Annotated in this window: 21 protein-coding genes; 13 read left to right on the plus strand and 8 right to left on the minus strand. The window is 62.9% G+C overall.

Translation table 11 applies throughout. The features are described from left to right. Positions 1–276: 276 nt before the first annotated feature. From pgeF to lgt, 3 genes are read right to left on the minus strand one after another with little or no spacing between them, the layout of a single operon-like run. Complete coding sequence (gene pgeF, locus K3555_RS05670) at positions 277–1,032, minus strand: peptidoglycan editing factor PgeF (RefSeq protein WP_260007721.1); 756 nt, start codon at positions 1,030–1,032, stop codon at positions 277–279. Continuing rightward, positions 1,029–2,096, minus strand: a complete 1,068-nt coding sequence (locus K3555_RS05675) for a class I SAM-dependent methyltransferase (RefSeq protein WP_260007722.1) — start codon at positions 2,094–2,096, stop codon at positions 1,029–1,031. The genes pgeF and K3555_RS05675 overlap by 4 nt, the downstream gene beginning before the upstream one ends. Next, positions 2,093–2,992, minus strand: a complete 900-nt coding sequence (gene lgt, locus K3555_RS05680; protein ID WP_260007723.1) for a prolipoprotein diacylglyceryl transferase — start codon at positions 2,990–2,992, stop codon at positions 2,093–2,095. Before lgt ends, K3555_RS05675 begins: the two co-directional genes overlap by 4 nt. A 97-nt stretch (positions 2,993–3,089) precedes the next feature. Here lgt and K3555_RS05685 point away from each other — a divergent pair, with 97 nt between their 5' ends. After that, on the plus strand, positions 3,090–3,335 hold the full coding sequence (locus tag K3555_RS05685; RefSeq protein WP_259990929.1) for an accessory factor UbiK family protein: 246 nt from the start codon (positions 3,090–3,092) through the stop codon (positions 3,333–3,335). Positions 3,336–3,536: 201 nt separating this feature from the next. Beyond that, entirely contained in the window at positions 3,537–4,088 is a 552-nt protein-coding gene (locus K3555_RS05690; protein ID WP_259997891.1) for a 2OG-Fe(II) oxygenase, read from the plus strand. 113 nt (positions 4,089–4,201) lie between these two features. Here K3555_RS05690 and K3555_RS05695 read toward each other — a convergent pair whose 3' ends face one another. Next, positions 4,202–4,357, minus strand: coding sequence for a hypothetical protein (locus tag K3555_RS05695; protein ID WP_260007724.1), 156 nt, complete (start codon positions 4,355–4,357; stop codon positions 4,202–4,204). A 399-nt stretch (positions 4,358–4,756) separates the two neighbouring features. Here K3555_RS05695 and K3555_RS05700 point away from each other — a divergent pair, with 399 nt between their 5' ends. From K3555_RS05700 to K3555_RS05715, 4 genes are read left to right on the plus strand one after another with little or no spacing between them, the layout of a single operon-like run. Next, complete coding sequence (locus K3555_RS05700) at positions 4,757–5,257, plus strand: YbjN domain-containing protein (protein WP_129370222.1); 501 nt, start codon at positions 4,757–4,759, stop codon at positions 5,255–5,257. A 39-nt stretch (positions 5,258–5,296) separates the two neighbouring features. Continuing rightward, on the plus strand, positions 5,297–6,112 hold the full coding sequence (proC, locus tag K3555_RS05705) for a pyrroline-5-carboxylate reductase (RefSeq protein WP_260007725.1): 816 nt from the start codon (positions 5,297–5,299) through the stop codon (positions 6,110–6,112). Further along, positions 6,105–6,443: a tRNA-binding protein gene (locus K3555_RS05710; RefSeq protein WP_260007726.1), complete on the plus strand. Its 339-nt coding sequence runs from the start codon at positions 6,105–6,107 to the stop codon at positions 6,441–6,443. The genes proC and K3555_RS05710 overlap by 8 nt, the downstream gene beginning before the upstream one ends. A 1-nt stretch (position 6,444) precedes the next feature. Beyond that, on the plus strand, positions 6,445–7,398 hold the full coding sequence (locus tag K3555_RS05715) for a D-glycerate dehydrogenase (protein ID WP_260007727.1): 954 nt from the start codon (positions 6,445–6,447) through the stop codon (positions 7,396–7,398). Between the two features lie 28 nt (positions 7,399–7,426). On the opposite strand, the gene K3555_RS05720 is transcribed toward K3555_RS05715, so the two are convergent. Beyond that, on the minus strand, positions 7,427–7,684 hold the full coding sequence (locus K3555_RS05720; RefSeq protein WP_237456217.1) for a hypothetical protein: 258 nt from the start codon (positions 7,682–7,684) through the stop codon (positions 7,427–7,429). An 80-nt stretch (positions 7,685–7,764) separates the two neighbouring features. Beyond that, positions 7,765–8,367, minus strand: coding sequence for a thymidine kinase (locus K3555_RS05725; RefSeq protein ID WP_259990942.1), 603 nt, complete (start codon positions 8,365–8,367; stop codon positions 7,765–7,767). A 373-nt stretch (positions 8,368–8,740) separates the two neighbouring features. Between K3555_RS05725 and K3555_RS05730 the strand changes: the two genes are divergently transcribed. The 3 genes from K3555_RS05730 (at position 8,741) to K3555_RS05740 (ending at position 11,286) form a co-directional block, all read left to right on the plus strand. Continuing rightward, entirely contained in the window at positions 8,741–9,205 is a 465-nt protein-coding gene (locus K3555_RS05730) for a hypothetical protein (RefSeq protein WP_129370227.1), read from the plus strand. Further along, entirely contained in the window at positions 9,198–9,926 is a 729-nt protein-coding gene (gene arsH, locus K3555_RS05735) for an arsenical resistance protein ArsH (protein WP_311200024.1), read from the plus strand. The genes K3555_RS05730 and arsH overlap by 8 nt, the downstream gene beginning before the upstream one ends. A gap of 649 nt (positions 9,927–10,575) precedes the next feature. After that, positions 10,576–11,286: a serine protease gene (locus K3555_RS05740; protein ID WP_260007728.1), complete on the plus strand. Its 711-nt coding sequence runs from the start codon at positions 10,576–10,578 to the stop codon at positions 11,284–11,286. A gap of 113 nt (positions 11,287–11,399) precedes the next feature. On the opposite strand, the gene K3555_RS05745 is transcribed toward K3555_RS05740, so the two are convergent. Then, positions 11,400–11,975: a cytochrome P460 family protein gene (locus tag K3555_RS05745; RefSeq protein WP_260007729.1), complete on the minus strand. Its 576-nt coding sequence runs from the start codon at positions 11,973–11,975 to the stop codon at positions 11,400–11,402. A 180-nt stretch (positions 11,976–12,155) separates the two neighbouring features. Then, positions 12,156–15,503: a carbamoyl-phosphate synthase large subunit gene (carB, locus tag K3555_RS05750; protein ID WP_259997898.1), complete on the minus strand. Its 3,348-nt coding sequence runs from the start codon at positions 15,501–15,503 to the stop codon at positions 12,156–12,158. A 199-nt stretch (positions 15,504–15,702) separates the two neighbouring features. On the opposite strand from carB, the gene K3555_RS05755 reads away from it, so the two are divergent. The 4 genes from K3555_RS05755 (at position 15,703) to K3555_RS05770 (ending at position 21,329) form a co-directional block, all read left to right on the plus strand. After that, a complete protein-coding gene (locus tag K3555_RS05755; protein WP_260007730.1) occupies positions 15,703–16,908 on the plus strand; it encodes an aminodeoxychorismate synthase component I in 1,206 nt (401 codons plus the stop codon). Then, positions 16,851–17,504, plus strand: coding sequence for an aminotransferase class IV family protein (locus K3555_RS05760; RefSeq protein WP_260007731.1), 654 nt, complete (start codon positions 16,851–16,853; stop codon positions 17,502–17,504). Before K3555_RS05755 ends, K3555_RS05760 begins: the two co-directional genes overlap by 58 nt. 351 nt (positions 17,505–17,855) lie before the next feature. Then, complete coding sequence (aspS, locus tag K3555_RS05765; RefSeq protein ID WP_260007732.1) at positions 17,856–19,709, plus strand: aspartate--tRNA ligase; 1,854 nt, start codon at positions 17,856–17,858, stop codon at positions 19,707–19,709. Positions 19,710–19,943: 234 nt separating this feature from the next. Continuing rightward, entirely contained in the window at positions 19,944–21,329 is a 1,386-nt protein-coding gene (locus K3555_RS05770; protein WP_260007733.1) for a DUF1800 family protein, read from the plus strand. Positions 21,330–21,334 lie beyond the last annotated feature (5 nt).

Consider the following 21,334-nt stretch of genomic DNA (forward strand, 5'->3'; position numbering starts at 1 on the left):
CTTCGCCCGGCAGCCGGCCTGGATGCGGGGCCGCTGCTGTTTGTGTTTTTCTGATCTGTTTATGGGTAACATTTGCGCCGCGAATATGACCGGATACGGGCAATTTTACCCTGGCACCGCAGCGGCGCACGGCAGGGGGTCGCCTGGTGAGGTTTTGGTTAAGATATTGGAAAGGCTGAAAAGATTTCCATCTTGCTGCGGGGATGCCGCAGCGGAAGGTAAGGAATGCGGCGGAATTTAATAAAATTCGCCACAATTTCCCTGGTTAACGGGGCCTTAAAGCCGGATGCAGGAGATCAGGCGGCCGTAGTCGGCCTCTTTCGCGTGGGTCGCGCGGCGGTAGGAGTAGAATTTCTCAGGCTCGGAGTAAGTGCAGTGACGGGTCCATTCGGCCACGCCTGCGCCGGCCTGGCGCAGCTTGTGCAGGCCCAGGCCCGGCAGGTCGAACAGGTAGCGGCCGCCTTCGCCATTGGCAAAGAACCGGGCGTAGCCGTCGTCCTGCATCACGAAATCTTCAAAGAACTCCGGGCCGACCTCGTAAGCGCGCTGCGAGATCGCGGGGCCGATCACTGCCGCCGTGTCCTCGCGCCGGGCGCCGAGGCCCTCCATCGCGTCCAGCGTGGCCTCCAGCACCCCGTCCAGAGTGCCGCGCCAGCCCGCATGGGCGGCGCCGATGACCCCAGCCTCCGGGTCGCAAAACAGCACCGGCTGGCAGTCAGCGGTCAGAATGGACAGCGCCAAACCCGGTATATTGGTGACCATGGCATCGGCGCGGGGGCGCTCCTGCGAGGGTTCTGTGACCACCAGCACATCGGCGCTGTGGACCTGATGCACGGCGCTGAGGTTTCCGGCGGGCACCTCCATCGCGGCGGCCACGCGGGCGCGGTTGATCTGCACTGCTTCGCGCTGATCGGTAGAGCCCAGGCCGCAGTTCAGCCCGTGGTAGATACCCGAGGAGGCGCCGCCTCTGCGGGTGAAAAAGCCGTGCCGCACCGGGCCAAGCAGATCGGACGTGAGAATTTCAAGCGTCATGGGTTCAATCCTGGCAAAGGAGCGGCCGTCGAGGGATAGAGGCCGAGCACTTTGAACAGGTTTCCCATTTCATCGGGGTGCGTCAACCGCCGATGTGCGGCGATCAGGGAGTCCAGCGGCTCCCCCTGCAGCGGCGCGGCCAGGGCGCGGGCGCGGTCAGTGATGCCGAGACGCTCCAGAAACACTTCCTGCGGGGTGAGGCGTGTATAGGCGCAACCGGCGGTTTTGGCGGCTGTTGCCAGCACCTCGAAATCCACATGGGCGGTCAGGTCGGCCTCGCCGGGGGCCTGCAGCGGATCAGCGGGTTTATGCGCGCGCAAGGCTTGCAGGGTATCGCCAAGGGCGCGCCAGTCGCCATAATCCACGATCAGAGCCGCGCCGCCATGGGCAGCGATTCGGGATGCGATGGCCTGGGTGATAGGGGCGGCGGCGTCGCAGATCTCAACCAGATCGCCCTCCTGGGTGTCTGGCAGGCGGTGATCCAGGGCGGGCTGCGGCGCGGCGGGGCTGAGGCCGAAGGCCAGCCTGCCGTCTGTCAGGCCGATGCGGCGTTCGCTCCAGTGACCGCCGCTGCGGATGAATTGGCGGATGGGCAGGGCGTCATAGAATTCGTTGGCCACCAGCAGCAGTGGCTGGTCCGGCAGGTCGTCCGCAGAGTTCAGCCATTCGGGGGCGTATGCCTCCAGTGTATTGGCTTGGGTGCTGCGCAGCTTTGGTGAAGCCTCGATCAGTTTGATTTGCATCGCCGCATGGAACCCCGGCACGCCGCGGGTGGCGCGCAGCAGATCCGCCATCAGGGTGCCGCGGCCCGGTCCCAGTTCAGCAAGCGTGAACGGGGCCGGGGCGCCTTGGTCAAGCCAGCATTGGGCCAGGACAAGGCCGATCAGCTCGCCGAACATCTGGCTGATTTCCGGCGCGGTGGTGAAATCCCCCTGTGCGCCCAGCGGGTCACGGGTGGTGTAATAGCCATACTGCGGGTGCAGCAGGCACTCCCCCATATAGGCGGCAACAGACATCGGGCCATCCGCCTGGATGCGGGCGGCAAGGTGATCTGCCAGGCTCATGCCGGGCTCCGGGCGGCATGGCGGGCGCGCAGCAGGAACCAGAGGCCGATGGCGATCATCGGCAGCGACAGCGCCTGACCCTGGGTGATCCCGAATCCGTCCATATGCCAAGCAAACCCCAGCGGGTTGCCGGGAGAGACGAACTGCGCATCCGGCTGGCGGAAGAACTCAACTATGAAACGGGCGAGGCCGTAGCCCGCGAGGAACACGCCCAGCAGGCGGCCCGGGGTGTGAAACGCATTGCGGCGCCAGGCGAGGTACAAGAGCAGGGCGCCGAGGATCAGCCCCTCCATCAGTGCCTCATACAGCTGCGAGGGGTGGCGGGCGCAGAGTTCCCCCAGCGCCTGGCCGCAGTCCTGTGCGGTGGGGCCGGGGAAGGCGACGCCCCAGGGCAGATCGGTGGGACGGCCCCAAAGCTCGGCATTGATGAAGTTGGCCAGCCGTCCCAGCAGCAGGCCCGGCGCCACTGTATGGGCAACCAGATCGGCGATCTGCAGTTTCGGGATATTGTGGCGCGCGGCATAGATCAGCGTCGCCAGAACCACGCCGAGCAGGCCGCCGTGAAAGGCCATGCCGCCCTGCCAGATCTTCAGGATTTCGGCGGGGTTCGCCAGATAATAGGCGGGCTGGTAGAACAGCACAAAGCCCAAGCGCCCGCCCAGGATCACGCCGAGGATGATCCAGGTCAGCAGATCCTCGACCTGCTCGGGCCGCATCGGCGGCTGCTGCGCGGGCCACAGCGCGGGGCGGCGCAGGGCGGCCACCGCCAGCCGCCAGGCAATGACGATGCCTGCAATGTAGGCCAGCGCATACCAGCGCAGGGCGAACTCAAATGAGCCGAGGGAGATCGAGAAAATCTCGGGCGAAAGGTCGGGGAATTGGATCATGGCCTGCATATGCGTCTGAATGCCTCTGGTCTTCGGGGGAAGTCAACGGCTTGCAGCCGCGCGCCCGCTTCCCCATATAGGAGTCAGCCCCGAGACGGAGAAGAGCATGCAGACCCGCAACAAGATCCTGGACGATATTTCCCAGCTGATGACCAATGCGATGGGCGTGGCCCAGGGCGCCAAGGACGAGGCGGACACCGCGCTGAAAAGCATGATCGACCGCTGGCTGGCGGACCGTGATTTTGTCACCCGCGAGGAGTTTGACGCGGTGCGCGCCATGGCACAGAAAGCGCGCGAAGAGAATGAGGCGCTGAAGGCGCGGTTGGATGCGCTGGAGACCGCGCAGAAATAACCGGGCGGCGCTGGCCTGAGAATGAGCCTGCTGCGGCGAGATGCTGCGGCGGGTTTTTTTGTGCCATGGTGTGAGCGCATGGCAGCTTTGCGGTGCCGCAGGGGAAAATACGTCGCTTTCCGCATACCAGGTCGAAAACCGCGCAGTGTTTGCTGCTGCGGTCTGCGCATGCTGCCGCTGCTGCAACAAAAGGATGGTGGCATGGTGTCGGTTTATTCAGTTCCCAATGCGTTCAGTACACAGGAATGTGCGGAGATTTTGCGGAAGGTGAAGGACGAGCCGGACAGCGAAGCACGGCTGGTGGGACGGGCCCGGGATCACAACCTGCGCCGGGCCAGTGTCGTCTGGCTGGACGATGTGCCGGGGACCGGCTGGGTGATGGAACGGCTGATCTCGCTGGTGCGCCGGGCCAACAAGGAACGCTTCGGGTTTGATGTCCGTGAGTTCGGCGAGAGCCCGCAGACAGCCAGTTACAAGGCGCACGACGGCGGCCATTTCGCCTGGCATTCGGACATCGGCGACGGGCCGGTGGCGGGTAAGCGCAAGCTGACCTTGACTGTCCAGCTGAGCAAGCCGGGTGCCTATGACGGCGGCGATCTGGAGATTATGCCGGGGGCCCATGTGGTGGCCGCCAGCCGGGCGCAGGGCAGTGCCGCAGTATTCCCCAGCTTCCTGTTGCATCAGGTGACGCCGGTTACCCGCGGCGAACGCCAGTCGCTGACCGTCTGGGCGCATGGGCCCGCGTTTAGGTAAACATTCGGCCGGGCCGCGGGTGAAGCGGTTATTGATGCTTCGCGTTCTGCGGCCCGGTCATATTGGATACAGAAATCCGGCGGCGTTTTCACGATACACCGCGTGCGGCGCGATCAGACTGCAATGATCCAGACAGCAATCAGGCTGACGGTCAGGTAGACAAGCGTATTGACCATCCAGCGTATCAGGCCGGCTTCGCCCTCCGGGTCGACGCCCATGCGTTCACAGACTTTGGTTCCAGGCCATAGAAAAGCTTCTGACAGTGTCATAGGGCGGCTCCTAGATGGGTAAGCGGGGTGCATTGGAAGACACGTAGATGATAAAATACGCATTGTAAATGCTTAATTAATGCTGTGGGCTGGAAGCGCCGGTATGACCCGCGCATTGGTGTCAGGATGACAACCGGTGAATGACCTAGCCGGAGACGGTGCAGGAAGCGGTTTCAATGCCGGGCTGCAAATGCTACGCAGGGGCCGGCATCTAGGGGGCTGTGGATAGTTCATCCACAAGTTATTGCAGATATCCCCAAAATAAAGGTTGCCAGATCATCAATTCAGCCCCACCATATCTTGTATGGGAGCGGGGATGCGTCCCCGGCCCGTAGCAAAGTACGCTAGCTATAGGGAGACTCTGCGCCCGGTAAGCTAGGCAAAGAGAGAGGTGGCAAAATGGCACTATCCGAGCTTCACTTGGAAGAAGACATCCACCCCATCGACATCGTCGAGCATTTGGCGTCGCATCATGATTGGGACTTTGACCGGGTTGGCGATGATCAGATTGCCATGTCGGTCGAAGGGCAGTGGCGCACCTATTCGCTGACGCTGGCCTGGTCGGGCTATGAGGAATGCCTGCGGCTGGTCTGCAGCTTTGAGATGGAACCGCCGGAGGCTGAGCTGCCGCGGCTGTATGAGCTGATCAACAGCATGAACGATCAGTGCTGGGAAGGCTCCTTTACCTATTGGGCGGATCACAAGCTGATGCTGTTCCGCTATGGGCTGATGCTGTCCGGCGGCCAGATGGCCAGCCCGCAGCAGATTGATGCGATGCTGAAAGCTGCGGTAGCCAATGCCGAGCGCTATTACCCGGCGATCCAGCTGGCGGTCTGGGGAAAGCGCAGCACCCAGGACGCGATGCAGGTCGCCATTGCAGAGGCATACGGGCGGGCGTAAACCTTGCCCTGAACCTGGGATTTAGGGGAGGGGCTTAAGATGGATATGCAAGAGATTGCCGCGCGCGGGCTGGTGCTGCTGGGCTGCGGCAAGATGGGATCGGCGATGCTGGCCGGATGGCTGGAGGGCGGATTGCCCGCGGCGTCGGTCTGGGTGATTGACCCGCATCCTTCGGACTGGCTGCAGGGCACCGGCGTTCAGATCAACGCAGAACTGCCCGCGGCGCCGGGCATCGTGCTGATTGCCGTCAAGCCGCAGATGATGGGCGCGGCGCTTCCCACGCTGCAAAGCTACGGCAACGGCGCCACCCTGTTCATTTCCGTGGCCGCCGGCACTTCGATCGCAACCTTTGAGGATGTTCTGGGCGCGCAATCGCCGATCGTGCGGGCGATGCCGAATACACCGGCAGCAGTCGGGCGCGGTATCACTGCGATTATTGGCAATACCCATACCAGCGATGAGGATCTGGACCGTGCCGCGGGGCTGCTGCAAGCCGTTGGGCAGGTTGTGCGGCTGGACAACGAGGGCCAGATGGATGCCGTCACCGGCGTCAGTGGCTCGGGCCCCGCCTATGTGTTCCACCTGATCGAGACTTTGGCAGTCGCGGGCGAGGCGCAGGGGCTGCCGGCGGAACTGGCAATGCAGCTGGCCAAGGCGACTGTTGCGGGCGCCGGTGCGCTGGCGGAGGCGGCAGGGGAAAGCCCCGGCCAGCTGCGCATCAATGTGACCAGCCCGAACGGCACCACCCAGGCAGCTTTGGAGGTTCTGATGGATGATGATGATGGCTTCCCGGCGCTGCTGAACCGGGCTGTGGCTGCGGCCACGGAACGTTCAAAGGAGTTGTCGCGTGGCTGAGATCACTTTTGACGAGTTCCTGAAGGTCGACGTCCGCGCCGGTGAAATCATCCGTGCAGAGCCGTTTCTCGAGGCGCGTAAGCCGGCAATCAAGCTTTGGGTCGATTTCGGGCCGGAAATCGGCGTAAAAAAGAGCTCAGCGCAGATTACGGCGCATTACATGCCGGAAACGCTGGTGGGCAAGCAGGTTCTGGCCGTCGTAAACTTCCCGCCGCGGCAGATCGGCACGTTCATGTCAGAGATCCTGGTTCTGGGCCTGCCGGATGAAAACGGAGAGATATTCCTGGCCGGGCCTGATGGAAAGGTCCCGCTGGGCGGGAGGATGCACTGAGATGAAAATCTGGATTGCGCGGCCGATGACGGCAGCGGTCACGGCACGGGCGCGGGAGGCGTTTGGTGATCTGGAAATCCGTGAAACCAACGCAGTGATGAATGAGGCGGAGATGCTGCGCGCGCTCCAGGAATTCGACATCGTCGTGCCGACGCTGGGCGACAAGTTCACGGCTGAGATCTTTGCCAAGGCGGGCACGCCCCGCTGCAAGCTCTTGGCCAACTTCGGTGTTGGCTACAACCATATCGACGTGGCGGCCGCGCGCGCCGCGGGTGTCGAGGTGACCAACACGCCGGGGGCAGTGACTGACGCCACCGCCGATATTGCGATGACGCTGATCCTGATGTCGGCGCGCCGTGCCTCGGAAGGCGAGCGGATGCTGCGCCAGGGTAATTGGGCAGGCTGGCACCCGACCCAGATGCTGGGGCTGCATGCCACCGGCAAGCGGGTTGGAATCGCGGGCATGGGCCGTATCGGCCAGGCGATTGCGCGGCGCTGCCATTTCGGCTTTGGCATGGATGTGTCTTATGTGGCGCGTTCAGCGAAGGATCTGGACTTTCCAGCGGACCGGGCCGGCAGCCTGATTGATCTGGCAGGGCAGGTGGATTTCCTGGTGGTGGCGGTGCCGGGCGGCGCCGAGACCACGCATCTGATCAACGCCGAGGTTCTGGGTGCGATGCAATCCCATGCGCATCTGATCAATATCGCCCGCGGCGAGGTGGTCGAGGAGGCGGCGCTGATCAACGCGCTGCAGAACCGCCAAATCGGCGGTGCCGGGCTGGATGTATATGAGTTCGAACCCAAGGTGCCGCAGGCGCTGATCGATCTGGATAACGCCACTCTGCTGCCGCATCTGGGCACCGCCACCGAGGAAGTGCGCAGCGATATGGGCCATATGGCGCTGGACAATGTCGCAGCCTATCTGAGTGGCGCGGTGCTGCCCAACCGGGTCTGAAACATGTCAGCCTGAGCCGTGCCCCGGCTCAGGCGTCTTTGGGCTTGTCCCGGCGGTGGTCCCAGGCGGGATCGTCGCGCTTGATCCTGCGGGTGGCATAGGTGCCTGCCGGCCAGGCCAGGATTGCACCAATGGCGGCGCAGACCAGAATGGCCCTGACTGAGTAATACCCCAGCACAAATGCGGTGATGACGGCTGCTCCGGCGATGCAGGCGCCAATCATGATGGACAGGTGAAAGCGCAGCTTGCCGGCCAGCGGGTCGCCCAGAGGGGCGTGGTTTGTCATGACGGCCTCCTTTGGAAGTGGTCCAAAGGAGTATAGCACAAATCGCGGCGGATTGTTTCAGCCGGATTGTTCGGGACGGCTTACTCTGCCGTCTTACCGCTGCGCAGATCGCCTGCCGCCTCGCGCCAGTGGCGGCGGCACAGCGAAACATAGGTCTCATTGCCGCCGATCTGCACCTGGTCGCCCTCGGTCAGCACCCGGCCCTGATTGTCCTGGCGGACCACCATGGTGGCTTTCTTGCCACAGTGGCAGATGGTGCGCACCTCGCGCATTTCATCCGCCAGCGCCAGCAGGGTAGCGGAGCCGGGGAACAGCTTGCCCTGGAAATCCACCCTGAGGCCGTAGGCCAGCACCGGCACCCGCAGGTCATCGACAACGCGGGCCAGCTGCCAGACCTGATCGGGCGTCAGGAACTGCGCTTCATCCACAAAGATCGCCGCCACCGGGCCGCGCGCCAGACGCTGTTCAATGCGGCCATAAAGGTCGTCGCCCGCGGCAAACATATCCGCCGCTTCGCCGATGCCGATGCGCGAGGCGATTCTGCCGGTCCCGGCGCGGTCATCCAGCCGGGCGGTCAGCAGGTAGGTATCCATATGGTTTTCGCGGTAGTTATGCGACGCCTGCAAAAGCACCGTCGATTTTCCCGCGTTCATGGTGGAGTAGTTGAAATAGAGCTTGGCCATGGGGCCGGGGTTTATCCGTCCCGGCCTGCGGGGAAAACCGGATTCGTGTTGGTTTTTCGGGGTGGAGGCAAAGCCGTGCCGGGAAGGCTCACCGGGGCGGGTATGGCCAGGGAGGAACAAATCCCTAAAACGGCCACGCCGAATGCCCCGGAGAGCCCAAGTGCCGGGCAGACCAATTACCCAAACCGCCGAACGTCACTCACCCCGTTCCGCATTGCACTGGACAACAGATGCCAATTGCATCATTCCACTCGCTAAATCCCTGAAAACCTGAGGGATGGATAAGGTATCGCAATTCCTCTACAAGTCAGAAATGGGAAATTAACCGGTTCGTTCCCCCATGGGGGCGGCGGTCAAGCCAGGTAGGATATAAATGGCTGAAATCGGGTCGTATCTGAAGAAACACACCGAAGCGCTGGTCAAGGATGTCGGCATCGAAGCCGCCTGCCAGATCACGGGGAAGTCCAAGGCAACACTGGGGCGCTATTACTCGGACAATGCCGAACACACGGACCGGTTCATGCCGGTGGATGCAGTGGCCAAGCTGGAAAGTGCTGCGTCCTATCCGCATGTGACCTCGGCGCTGGCGGAGCTGAAGAACATCACCCTGTCTTACAACGGCAACGGCTCTGCCGAGGAGACCGGGCGCAGCGGCGGTGTGAATGCGGATGTGATTGCGCTGAGCCAGCGGTTTGCCCAGCTGATGAGCGAATACCAGGAAGCGATGGAAGATGGCATTATCACCGTGAACGAGGCCAAGCGGCTGCTCAGGGAAACGGTGCTGTTGCAGCAGGTTCTGCTGGATATGAAGCTGCACCTGGAGGAAGACAGTGCCTGAGACCGGTGACGGGGGCTGCCTGCCTGCCATTGTAGAAGCTGAGCTGCATCCAATTGATGTGGACGCGCTGGCGGCACCTGGCGATCCGCGCCACGCGCCGCGCATTCTGCTGCTGTACGGCTCCCTGCGCGAGGTGAGCTATTCCCGCAAGGCGGCTGAGGAGGCGGCGCAGGTGCTGCGCGCCCTGGGCTGCGAGACGCGGATCTTTGATCCCTCCGGCTTACCGTTGCCTGATGATACAGGTGCTGCGGAGCACCCCAAGGTGGCAGAGCTGCGCGAGCTGGCAGTCTGGTCCGAGGGCATGGTCTGGTCCAGCCCGGAGCGCCATGGCGCGATGACCGGCATCATGAAGCTGCAGATCGACTGGCTGCCGCTGTCGCTGCAGGGCGGCATCCGCACCACGCAAGGCAAGACGCTGGCGGTAATGCAGGTCTCGGGCGGCTCGCAAAGCTTTAACGCAGTCAACCAGATGCGGATCCTGGGCCGCTGGATGCGGATGGTGACGATTCCGAACCAAAGCTCGATTCCCAGGGCCTGGCTGGAGTTCGGAGAGGGCGGGCGCCTGCCCGAAGGCCCGTTCTACCGACGTCTGGTGGATGTGATGGAAGAGCTGGTGAAATTCACCTGGCTGGTGCGGGGCCGCAAGGCATATCTGACCGACCGCTATTCGGAGCGGCTGGAGAGCGCCGAAGAAGTGCATCAGCGGGTCTCGCAGAAGTAGCCTTGGCGGGGCGGCGCCCCTTGCACACAGCAGAAAACACAATCCCAAGCCCCGGCACTCCCGCCGGGGCTTTTTGTTTCAGATCAGCGGTATCACCGGCACGTCGCAAGCAGCCAGGGTCAGAAGGGCGGACAGAAACAGCGTCAGGCGCATTCAACGGCTCCAGTGTCAGCAATCGGGGCCGGGCCACCTTGCAGCGGCAATTCTGCCGCTGCAAGTCTTAACGATTGCAGGCAATGCGGTTATTGGAAAACACACTTCCCGCAATGGGTGTGGTGCGCAGTTAAGCAATTGGGCGGCCTTCAACCCGGTGTTTAGGCAATTGTTAAGGCTCATTTCCGCCGTAATTGAGCCGCGAAGTTACCGCCAAGGCTGGGTTTTGCGCGAAAACAGGGGGAATCCCGAATTTTTGTCCTAACGAAACCCGGCGGATTTTCTCTTGTTTTTAAAGGGTTTTTTCGAAAATCGCAGGGGTCCGTTAAGAAAATAAGGGGTTTGAGTGCCTCTGCCCAGACAGAACTGCCTCGCGTTAAGGTTTTGTTAATTCTGTCTCATTCTGCCCATGTTTCCGCCTGCGCGGCACCGCAGCAAGCCGCATTCCAGCCTCAGGGCTCACCGACCATAGCAGTGTGGGAACATGGAGTGGGTTATGAGACGATTACTGGCAATTGCAGCTTCCGTATTCATCGGCATAAGCGCCGGACCCGGTTCAGCCGGGCAGCCTGCGCCTGCGCAGTCGGTGCAAGGATGGGAGGCGGTAGGACGCCTGAACATAGGCGGCAGGGCCATGTGCACAGCCAGTCTGATCGCACCGGATCTGGTGCTGACGGCGGCCCATTGCATGTATGACATCCGCAATGGCCGGGCCGTGAACCCGCGGAGTATCAAATTTGAGGCAGGGCTGAACGGCCGCCGCGCCAAGGCGTCGCGCCAAGTGGTCAAGGCTGTTGTCCATCCGGGCTACCGGCATGGCCGGACCGGACAGTTTCAGACCGGAACAGACATTGCTGTGCTGCGCCTGGACAGCCCGATCAGTGTAAATGTGATCCGCCCGCTGGTGTTGGCCGCGGCGCCGGAGCGCGGCATGCGGGTGGATGTGATGTCTTACTCGCACCGCAATGCGACCTCGCCCCGGCTGCAAAGCGCCTGCCAGGTGATTGCGGCGCGGCAAAGCTCGCTGATCACCACCTGCCGGGTCGATTTCGGGGCGTCCGGTTCACCCGTGCTGCAGAAGCGTCCGGGCAGGGCGCCGCAGCTGGTCTCGGTGATCTCTTCCAAGGCCCGGATGGGGGGCAGAGGGGTGTCGCTGGCCGCACCGCTGGGGGATGCGCTGCAGGCGCTGATGCGGCAGGCGGGGTGACCGCAGCCGCCGCTGCGGCCCTATAGCCTGCTGCTGAATAAGAGCGGCAGGACGCGAAGCAGCCCCGTTTGGTTCCCCGGGGCTGTTTCCTTTTGCAGCACGCCGTCCTGCGGTTACTGGCTGCTGAGGCGGACCTCTTCCAACGGATAGGCCAGGCTGTCCTGGTCCTCCCAATTCATGTGGCAGCCTGCGCAAAAGCTTTGCTTGATCTTCATTTCCTTGCCGCTTGGCAGAAGGGCTGCATAGAGCCAGTCACCGGCCTCGGGCGCGCCGCCATCGGCCAGCTTGGTCATGATGAACAGTGGACCGGGAACGGCATTGCCCTTCTTGACCTTGAAACTTTCCTTGGCCAGAACCGACCCCGCGGGCATCACAAAGCCTTCTTCGGCGAACTTCAGGTATTGTTCAGCGGCAATGCCGTTTGCAAAGGTCTGCAGGAACCGCTCGCCATGCGGGCCGGCAAGGGCCGGGCGGGTTGATGTCACCTGCCAGGAGCGGAAGTCAGACCCCGTTGGATCGCCGTTCTTAGCGTAGCCTTCGGCCATTTTGGCCTCGATGCATTCGTAGATCTTAACAACGGCCTCTGCTGCCAGTTCAGAGGGATCGCCATCCACAGGGCAGTCCTGGGCAATTGCGCCGGCCGGTACAAGCGCCAAAAGTCCTGCGGCAATCTTTGTCGGTAGTTTCATGGCCTTTCTCCCTGAGTTGCAAAGCTGCGGGTCGTGTTGTGGCGTTCACGGTCGCACATTTCCGGAATTTGCCGGGTCACAACTCTACACGGCTGTGTGAAAGCACAGCACGCAAAGGAAAAGCCCCGGGCGTTGCCGGGGCTTTAAAACATAGCGTTGAAACGTCCGGGCAGAGGGCGCTTAGCCCTGCAGCGACTTCACTTCGACGTCCCCTTCGGCCTGGGCTTTGATTGCCCGTGCAGCGGCATTGGCGCCGGCTGCGGTGGTGAAGTAGGGGATCTTGTCATAAAGCGCGACAGAGCGCATTTCCTTGCTGTCTTCAACGGCTTGCGCGCCCTCAGTCGTGTTCATCAGCAGCTGGACGCCGCCGTCCTTGAGCATGTCCACAACGTGGGGGCGGCCTTCATAGACCTTGTTCACCAGCTCGCACGCCACGCCTTGGGCCTCCAGCCAGGTCTGGGTGCCGCGGGTGGCGACCAGGGTAAAGCCCTGCTCTACCAGGATCTGCGCCGCTTCCAGCATCAGCCGGCCCTTGTCGGCATCCTTGATCGAGACGAAAGCGCGGCCCTGGGACGGCAGCACCATGCCGGCCCCCATCTGCGCCTTGAGGAAGGCGCGGGCAAAGGAACGGTCCCAGCCCATGACTTCACCGGTGGAACGCATTTCCGGGCCAAGGATGGTATCGACGCCGGGGAAGCGGGCAAAGGGCAGCACCGCTTCCTTGACCGAGAACCAGGGCATATCCGGGTCGGCCAGGGTCATCGGGTCGGCCATCGGCGTGTTCACGTCATAGCCCGCGTCCGGCTTATAAGGCGCGCGCATCGGGAAGTTCGACAGCGGCTCGCCGGCCATCACACGGGCCGAGATCGAGGCAATGGCGCTGTCGGTGGCCTTGGCCACAAACGGCACCGTGCGCGACGCGCGCGGGTTCACCTCGATCAGGTAGATTTCCTCTTCGCCGGCGTCATTGGGTTTGATCGCAAACTGGATGTTCATCAGGCCAACCACATTCAGCGCTTTGGCCAATGCGAATGTCTGTTCCTTGATCTGTTCGATCACCGGTTTGTCGAGCGAGTAGGGCGGCAGGCTGCAGGCGCTGTCGCCGGAGTGCACGCCGGCCTCCTCAATGTGCTGCATGATGCCTGCCACATGCACGTCTTTGCCGTCGCAGATCGCGTCCACGTCCAACTCAACCGCGCCGGCCAGGTAGCTGTCGAGCAGCACCGGGCTGTCGCCGGAGACCACCACCGCCTCGGCGATGTAGCGCTTCAGCTGGTCCATGTCGCGGACGATTTCCATCGCCCGGCCACCCAGCACATAAGACGGGCGGATCACCAGCGGGAAACCGATTTTCCCTGCGATTTCCAGCGCTTGCGCGTCGGTGGAGGCGATGCCGTTGTTCGGCTGCTTAAGGCCCAGATTGTTGACCAGCGCCTGGAAGCGTTCGCGGTCTTCGGCCAGGTCGATGGCGTCGGGCGAGGTGCCGAGGATCGGGATGCCTTCCTCTTCCAGCGCGTTTGCCAGCTTCAGCGGTGTCTGGCCGCCGAACTGAACGATGACGCCGTGCAGGGTGCCGTTGTCCTGCTCGACCCGCAGGATTTCCATCACATGTTCAAACGTCAGCGGTTCGAAATACAACCGGTCCGAGGTGTCATAGTCGGTCGACACGGTCTCAGGGTTGCAGTTGATCATGATGGTCTCATAGCCTGCGTCGGTCAGCGCAAAGCAGGCGTGGCAGCAGCAGTAGTCGAACTCGATGCCCTGGCCGATCCGGTTCGGGCCGCCGCCGAGGATGACCACTTTCTTGCGGTCAGAGGGGCGCGCCTCGCATTCCACGTCGCCAAAGGCGGGCGCTTCATAGGTCGAGTACATGTAGGGGGTTTGGGCTTCGAATTCGGCGGCGCAGGTGTCGATCCGCTTGAATACAGCGTTGACGCCGGCGGCGCGGCGGGCCTTGCGGATCTCGGTCTCTTTCCGGCCGGTCAGCTTGGCAAGGCGGGCATCGGTGAAGCCCAGCATCTTGAGCGCGCGCAGGCCTTTTTCGTCGGTGGGCAGGCCGCCGTCGCGGACTTCATCTTCGGCCTCGACGATTTCGCGGATGCGGGCCAGGAACCAGGGGTCGAATTTGGTGACGCCAAAGATTTCATCATCCGTCAGCCCGTGGCGCATCGCCTGGGCGATGGTGCGCATCCGGTCGGGGGTCTGCAGGCTGATCGCCTTGAACACCGCGGCTTTGTCGGGCGCGCCGGGGATCTCCACCTCATCAAAGCCGGTGAGGCCGGATTCCATCGACGCCAGCGCTTTTTGCAATGACTCATGGATGGTGCGGCCGATCGCCATGGCCTCGCCCACCGATTTCATCGCGGTGGTCAGGTAGGGTTCAGAGCCGGGGAATTTCTCAAACGCGAATTTCGGGATTTTTGTCACGACATAGTCGATGCTCGGCTCGAACGATGCCGGCGTCACCTTGGTGATGTCATTGTCCAGCTCGTCCAGGGTGTAACCCACCGCCAGCTTGGCCGCGATCTTGGCAATCGGGAAGCCGGTCGCCTTGGACGCCAGCGCGGACGACCGCGACACCCGCGGGTTCATCTCGATCACCACCATACGGCCGTCGGCGGGGTTCACCGCCCATTGCACGTTGGAGCCGCCGGTTTCCACGCCGATCTCGCGCAACACGTTGATCGAGTGGGTGCGCATGATCTGGTATTCTTTGTCGGTCAGCGTCAGCGCCGGGGCCACGGTGATCGAATCGCCAGTGTGGACGCCCATCGGGTCGATGTTCTCAATCGAGCAGACGATGATCGCATTGTCCGCCTTGTCGCGGACCACTTCCATTTCGAACTCTTTCCAGCCCAGCAGGCTTTCATCGACCAGGATCTGGTTCACCGGGGACGCGTCCATGCCGGTGCGGCAGAAGTGGATGTAATCTTCTCGGTTGTACGCAACGCCGCCGCCGGTGCCGCCCATGGTAAAGGCCGGGCGGATGATCGCGGGCAGGCCGATGTCGTCCAGTGCCTCCAGCGCGATGCGGATACCTTCGTCCAGGTCCGCTTTGCCGTCTTCCAGCTTGGGTGCGGTGACGATTGTGGCGCGCGGGTTCTCAATCCCGAGGCGGTCCATCGCTTCGCGGAACAGCTTGCGGTCTTCAGCCATTTCAATGGCATCGCGGGTGGCGCCGATCATCTCGACGCCGAATTCCTCCAGCACGCCCATTTCTTCCAGCGCCAGCGAAGTGTTGAGTCCAGTCTGCCCGCCCATGGTCGGCAGCAGCGCGTCAGGGCGTTCTTTCTCGATGATCTTGGCGACCACTTCCGGGGTAATCGGTTCGATATAGGTGGCATCGGCCAGGCCCGGATCGGTCATGATGGTGGCGGGGTTGGAGTTCACCAGGATCACCCGGTAACCCTCTTCGCGCAAGGCTTTGCAGGCCTGGGCGCCGGAGTAGTCGAACTCGCAGGCTTGCCCGATGACGATCGGACCGGCTCCGATGATCATGATCGACTGGATGTCGGTTCTTTTGGGCATGGCCATATTCCTTTGATTGACGTGCGGGCAGCTTTGAATCAGGGGCACTGGCGAGTGCCCAAATTGTCCTGCGTTATAGGGACCGCGCTGAAAGGTTCAAGGGGGATCGGAAACGGAATTGGAAATGCCGCATCCACCCCTTTTGTTCGCATAGCGAACGGATATATGTGGAGGCCAAGACCTCGGGGAGTCAATTCCGGTGCGTATTCGCTTTGATCAGGGGCCCAAGGGGGCCGGCACATGTTTCGACCAGCCGCTGCGCGTGATCCGCGCGGACGGGGCCGAAGAGGTGCCTGCTGCGCTGGCGGCGCTGGATGCGGCGCGGGGCGCGGGGCATTGGCTGGCGGGCTATGCCTCTTATGAGCTGGGCTACGCGCTAGAGCCGAAGCTGGCGGGGCGGATGCCAAAGGCGCGGCGGGTGCCGCTGATCTGCTTTGGGGTTTATGACGAACCGCTGCCGCAAGACGCAGAGGGCAGCGCCCGGCCCTGGGAGGGAGCGAAAGCGCCCTCCCGAGGGGAGGGCCGGGCGCTGCCTGGCCTTCAGCCGGACGGCGCAGGTTTGGAAGGCATTACCCCGCGCTGGACCTCTGAGCGCTACACTGAGGCGTTCACTGAGGTGAACCGCAATATCGGCAAGGGCGACATCTATCAGGCCAACCTGACCTTTCCGATTGATGCAGATGCCTGTGGCACCGCCGAGGAACTCTATGCCGCCTTGCAGGCCAAACAGGCGGTGGGCCATGGCGTGCTGGTCGAACAGGACGGCCTGCCGGACCTCTTGTCGCGCTCGCCGGAGCTGTTTTTCCGCACGGATGCGGAGGGCATGATTGAGACCCGCCCGATGAAAGGCACCCAGCCGCGCAGCGATGACCCGGTTGAGGACGCCCGCCGCCGCGATTTCCTGCGCCAGGATGAAAAGAACCGCGCCGAGAACCTGATGATCGTGGATCTGTTGCGCAACGATATCTCCCGCGTGGCGCAGACCGGATCGGTGCATGTGCCGGAGCTGTTTGCCGTCGAAAGCTATGCCACGGTGCACCAGATGGTTTCCACGGTGCGGGCAAAGCTGCGGCCTGATGCCGGGCTGGCAGAGGTTTTTGCGGCGCTGTTTCCCTGCGGCTCCATAACCGGCGCGCCCAAGATCCGGTCGATGGAGATCCTGGCGGATCTGGAACCCTGGCCGCGTGATATCTATTGCGGCACTATCGGCTGGGCGGCACCGGACGGGTCGTCGGAATTCAACGTGGCGATCCGCACGCTGATGCTGGAAAAGGGCCGCGCGACGCTAAACGTTGGCGGCGGCGTGGTCTGGGACAGCACCGCGGAGTCTGAATATGAGGAAGCGCTATGGAAAGCCCGGTTCGCCCGCGTGACACCCTCCAGAACGATCCCGCTTTCCGCCTGATCGAGACGCTGGGCTGGCACCCGGGAGAGGGCTTCCGGCATCTGGAACAGCATCTGGCCCGGATGACGCGCAGCGCGGCTGAATTTGGCATTCCCTTTGAGCCAGAGAAGGCGCGGCGTGTGCTGGTGGCGGCTGCTGGCGACATACCGCTGCGCTGCCGCCTCACTTTGGACGCGGGCGGGCAGCTGGAGCTGACGGCGCCGCCGCTGGGCAGCAGCCCTGCGGAATGGCGGTTGGGCATCGCTGAAGTAAGGCTGGATCCGGCGGATGTCTGGCTGCAGCACAAGACCACCCGCCGCGCGCTTTATGACGCCGCACGGGCAAAGCTGCCGGACGGCATGGATGAGCTGCTGTTTCTGAACCAGCGCGGGGAGCTGTGCGAGGGCACCATCACCAATTTGTTTGTCACCCGCCCGGACGGGCAGGTGGTGACGCCGCCGCTGACCTGCGGTCTGCTGCCGGGCATTCTGCGGCAAGTGCTGCTGGAACGGGGCGATTGCTGCGAGGCGGTTCTTGGCTTGCAGGATCTGAAGGAGGCGCGGGCCGTCCGCATGGGCAATTCGCTGCGCGGTTTGATCCCGGCAAGGTTGGTCTGAGGGGGGGGCGCTCCCGCAGACAAGAGCCCCCTGCCTGGCGCCAGCGAGCCATTGCCCTTTGGGCCCGGCAGCGCACCTTTGGTGCGCTGCGCGCCGCGCCGCAGGCGGGGCGCCCTGCCCAACGCTTGCCGCCCTGTCGCGTCAGCGATGGGGCGGGGAAGGGGCGGGAGCCTGTCTGCACAGAGCGCAGCCTGCGGAAAGGGAGGGTGGGAGGCGCTGAAATTGCCCTGTTTGCTTGACAACCACGCTGCAAACTTGTGTACCACCCCGGACGAATTCCGCGCTTATCAGGCGCATCTCCCGAATGACGGTCCACCCGGACAGACGACCCGAGACACGAAAGGTCCCGCCATGCACGCCTATCGCAGCCACACCTGCGCCGAACTGAACAAATCCAACGTCGGTGATACCGTCCGCCTGTCGGGCTGGGTTCACCGTGTGCGCGACCACGGCGGATTGCTGTTCATCGACCTGCGCGACCACTACGGCGTCACGCAAGTTATGGCCGACCCGGACAGCCCGGTCTTTGCCGAGATTGAAAAGGTTCGCAGCGAGTGGTGCATCCGCATTGACGGAAACGTCAAGGCGCGCGATGAGGCCCTGGTGAACGCCAAAATCCCGACCGGCGAGATCGAAGTCTTCATCCGTGATATCGAAGTGCTTGGTAAATCAGAAGAGCTGCCGCTGATGGTGTTTGGCGAGCAGGAATACCCGGAAGAAACCCGCTTGCGCTACCGCTATCTGGACCTGCGCCGCGAGAAGATGCAGCGCAACATGCTGCTGCGTTCGAACATGGTCGCCTCAATCCGCAAGCGCATGTGGGACAAGGGCTTCAACGAGTACCAGACCCCGATCATCACCGCCTCCAGCCCCGAAGGCGCGCGTGACTTCCTGGTGCCGTCGCGTCTGCATCCGGGCAAGTTCTACGCGCTGCCGCAGGCGCCGCAGCAGTTCAAGCAGCTGATGATGGTCTCGGGTTTTGACAAATATTTCCAGATCGCGCCCTGTTTCCGCGATGAGGACCCGCGCGCCGACCGCTCGCCCACCGATTTCTATCAGCTCGACCTGGAGATGTCCTTTGTCACCCAGCAGGATGTGTTCGACACCATCCAGCCGGTGATGCAGGGCGTGTTTGAGGAATTCGGGAAGGGCCGCAAGGTCGACAGCGAATGGCCGCAGATTTCCTATAAGGATGCCGCCAAATGGTACGGCACCGACAAGCCGGACCTGCGCAACCCGATCAAGATGCAGGATTGCTCCGAGCATTTCCGTGGCTCCGGCTTTGCCATCTTCGCCAGCCTGCTGGAGAACGAAGGCACCGAAATCCGCGCAATCCCGGCGCCGACCGGCGGCAGCCGCAAGTTCTGCGACCGGATGAACAAATTCGCCCAGGGTGAAGGCCTGCCGGGCATGGGCTATATCTTCTGGCGCAAGCAATCGGCGGATTCCATCGCTCAGGAGCGCGGGATCACCGTTAAAGACGTCAACGCCATGATCAAATCGGGCGAGATTGTCCTTGGCAATGAGGCGGCGGGCCCGCTGGCCAAGAACATCGGCCCCGAGCGCACCGAGGCGATCCGCCAGCAGCTGGACCTGGGCGTCGGCGATGCGGCCTTCTTCCTTGGCGGCAAGCCGAAGGCGTTTGAAAGCGTTGCAGGCCGCGCCCGCACCGTGATCGGCGAAGAGCTGGGCCTTACCGACAAAGACCGCTTTGCCTTCTGCTGGATCGTGGACTTCCCGATCTACGAGAAGGACGAGGAAACCGGCAAGATCGATTTCGAGCACAACCCCTTCTCGATGCCGCAGGGCGGCATGGACGCGCTGCTGTCCGATCCGCTGGCCGTCAAGGGCTACCAATACGACCTTGCCTGCAACGGCTATGAGCTGGTCTCGGGCGCGATCCGGAACCACAAGCCGGAGATCATGTTCAAGGCCTTCGAGATTGCCGGCTATGGCAAGGATGAGGTCGAGAAGCGCTTTGGCGGCATGGTCAACGCCTTCCAATACGGCGCCCCGCCGCACGGTGGCTGCGCGGCTGGCATCGACCGTATGGTGATGCTGCTGGCGGATGAAGCCAACATCCGCGAGGTCATCATGTTCCCGATGAACCAGCGCGCCGAGGACCTGATGATGTCGGCCCCCTCCGAGCCGATGAGCGATCAGCTGATGGAACTGGGCCTGCGCGTGATCCCGCAGGATCAGTAAACCGCATTTTGATGTCGAAAGAAGGCCCGGGCGACTGTCCGGGCTTTTTTCGTTGGGGCGAAGGCGGGATTTTTGCAGAGTAACGGTGGTCCGAAAATCTGCAGAACAGGCGACGGAACGCGCGGAGATCTGCGTATCACTTGAAAATCAGCTGTGGACCCGGGCGTGGATGATCTAATCTGCAACCAAGCCAGGCCGTCCGGGGAGATCAGGCCGTCCAGGGAGAACAGGGCGATGCAGTTTGACGGAGAATTGGCGGAGATCCGCTTTGGGGCAGGGTTGTCGCCGCAGGTGCCGCCGCCAGCTTCGGCAGAGGCAATGCTGAGCCGCCTGCAAGGCGCCGATGAGATGGCTCTTAGATTTCCGGTCAGCGGTTTTGACCAAGCCTTTGCGCGCGCCAAGGATTTCCGGCGGCTGAGGCGGAACCGCAAACGTTTGGAAGGCGGGCAAGGGTACGAGGCCGCTGACAAGGCCTTTAAAGCCTACCGCCGCGCGCATAATACGGCCCGCTATAAGTGGCAAGGCCAAAGACTGCTGCGTCACGTCTTTACCCGCGATGCCTTTCGCGAACGGCTGGTGCTGTTCTGGGCCGATCATTTTACCGCGCAAGGTAAAAACGGTGCGCTGCGCATTCTGGCCGCACCCTATGCCGAGAGTGTCATCCGGCCGCATGTGGCGGGCCGTTTCGAGGATATGCTGATCGCCGCAGCCACCAGCCCCTTGATGCTGCATTACCTGGATCAGAACCGCTCGGCCGGGCCGGGCAGCCGGGCGGTGAAGCGGCGCAAGCGGTTGAGCGGGCTGAATGAAAACCTCGCCCGCGAAGTGCTGGAACTGCATACGCTGGGTGTCGATGGGCCCTATGGCCAGGCGGATGTGCGGCAATTGGCCGAGCTGTTCACCGGCTTGACCGCCGCGCAGGACAAGGGCTTTGTGTTCCGCCCCGGAATGGCGGAGCCGGGGGCGGAAACCGTGCTGGGGCAGACCTATGGCGGCGGCAAGCCGGAGCTGGGCCAGGTGCTGGCGGCATTGCGTGATCTGGCACGCCATCCTGCCACTGCGCAGCATCTGGCGTGGAAGCTTGCGGTGCATTTCACCTCTGATCAGCCGGAGCCGGGGTTGGTGTCGCATCTGGCGGCACGCTATCAGGACAGCGGCGGCGATCTGATGCAGGTCTATGCCGCACTGCTGGAACACCCCGCGGCCTGGCAGCCGGATTTGCAAAATGTTAAACCGCCGTTTGATTATGTGGCTTCTGCCTGCCGCGCACTTGCGGTGCCTGAGGCGCGGTTTTCCGCATTGAAGCCAGGGCAGCTGAACCGGCTGCTGCTGGCACCGCTGACGCCGATGGGGCAACGCTGGGAATTCTCCGGCGGGCCGGATGGCTGGCCGGAAGAGGATATGTCCTGGATCACGCCGCAAGCGCTGGCCGCGCGGCTGCGCTGGGCAATGGCAGCGCCGCGGCGGCTGGCGCGGCCGCTGCCGGATCCGCGTGTCTTTGCCATTGCGGCGCTGGGCCGGTTTGCCAATGAACGGGTCCGGTTTGCGGCCCGCGCCGCTGAAACCCAGACCGAGGCGGTCGGGCTGATCCTGACCTCTCCGGCCTTTCAGCGCCGCTAACAGGA

It is taken from the genome of Leisingera sp. M527, from assembly GCF_025141525.1.
Classification (GTDB): Bacteria; Pseudomonadota; Alphaproteobacteria; order Rhodobacterales; family Rhodobacteraceae; genus Leisingera.

Excerpts from the sequence above, each read along its gene's own strand:
- K3555_RS05685 (WP_259990929.1), top strand. The coding sequence starts at position 3,090 with ATGCAGACCCGCAACAAGATCCTGGACGATATTTCCCAGCTGATGACC.
- proC (WP_260007725.1), top strand. The coding sequence starts at position 5,297 with ATGGATATGCAAGAGATTGCCGCGCGCGGGCTGGTGCTGCTGGGCTGC.
- K3555_RS05720 (WP_237456217.1), bottom strand. The coding sequence starts at position 7,684 with ATGACAAACCACGCCCCTCTGGGCGACCCGCTGGCCGGCAAGCTGCGC.
- K3555_RS05695 (WP_260007724.1), bottom strand. The coding sequence starts at position 4,357 with ATGACACTGTCAGAAGCTTTTCTATGGCCTGGAACCAAAGTCTGTGAA.
- K3555_RS05725 (WP_259990942.1), bottom strand. The coding sequence starts at position 8,367 with ATGGCCAAGCTCTATTTCAACTACTCCACCATGAACGCGGGAAAATCG.
- K3555_RS05675 (WP_260007722.1), bottom strand. The coding sequence starts at position 2,096 with ATGAGCCTGGCAGATCACCTTGCCGCCCGCATCCAGGCGGATGGCCCG.
- K3555_RS05740 (WP_260007728.1), top strand. The coding sequence starts at position 10,576 with ATGAGACGATTACTGGCAATTGCAGCTTCCGTATTCATCGGCATAAGC.
- aspS (WP_260007732.1), top strand. The coding sequence starts at position 17,856 with ATGCACGCCTATCGCAGCCACACCTGCGCCGAACTGAACAAATCCAAC.
- carB (WP_259997898.1), bottom strand. The coding sequence starts at position 15,503 with ATGCCCAAAAGAACCGACATCCAGTCGATCATGATCATCGGAGCCGGT.
- K3555_RS05700 (WP_129370222.1), top strand. The coding sequence starts at position 4,757 with ATGGCACTATCCGAGCTTCACTTGGAAGAAGACATCCACCCCATCGAC.
- K3555_RS05690 (WP_259997891.1), top strand. The coding sequence starts at position 3,537 with ATGGTGTCGGTTTATTCAGTTCCCAATGCGTTCAGTACACAGGAATGT.
- K3555_RS05760 (WP_260007731.1), top strand. The coding sequence starts at position 16,851 with ATGGAAAGCCCGGTTCGCCCGCGTGACACCCTCCAGAACGATCCCGCT.
- K3555_RS05745 (WP_260007729.1), bottom strand. The coding sequence starts at position 11,975 with ATGAAACTACCGACAAAGATTGCCGCAGGACTTTTGGCGCTTGTACCG.
- K3555_RS05715 (WP_260007727.1), top strand. The coding sequence starts at position 6,445 with ATGAAAATCTGGATTGCGCGGCCGATGACGGCAGCGGTCACGGCACGG.
- pgeF (WP_260007721.1), bottom strand. The coding sequence starts at position 1,032 with ATGACGCTTGAAATTCTCACGTCCGATCTGCTTGGCCCGGTGCGGCAC.
- lgt (WP_260007723.1), bottom strand. The coding sequence starts at position 2,992 with ATGCAGGCCATGATCCAATTCCCCGACCTTTCGCCCGAGATTTTCTCG.
- K3555_RS05730 (WP_129370227.1), top strand. The coding sequence starts at position 8,741 with ATGGCTGAAATCGGGTCGTATCTGAAGAAACACACCGAAGCGCTGGTC.
- K3555_RS05770 (WP_260007733.1), top strand. The coding sequence starts at position 19,944 with ATGCAGTTTGACGGAGAATTGGCGGAGATCCGCTTTGGGGCAGGGTTG.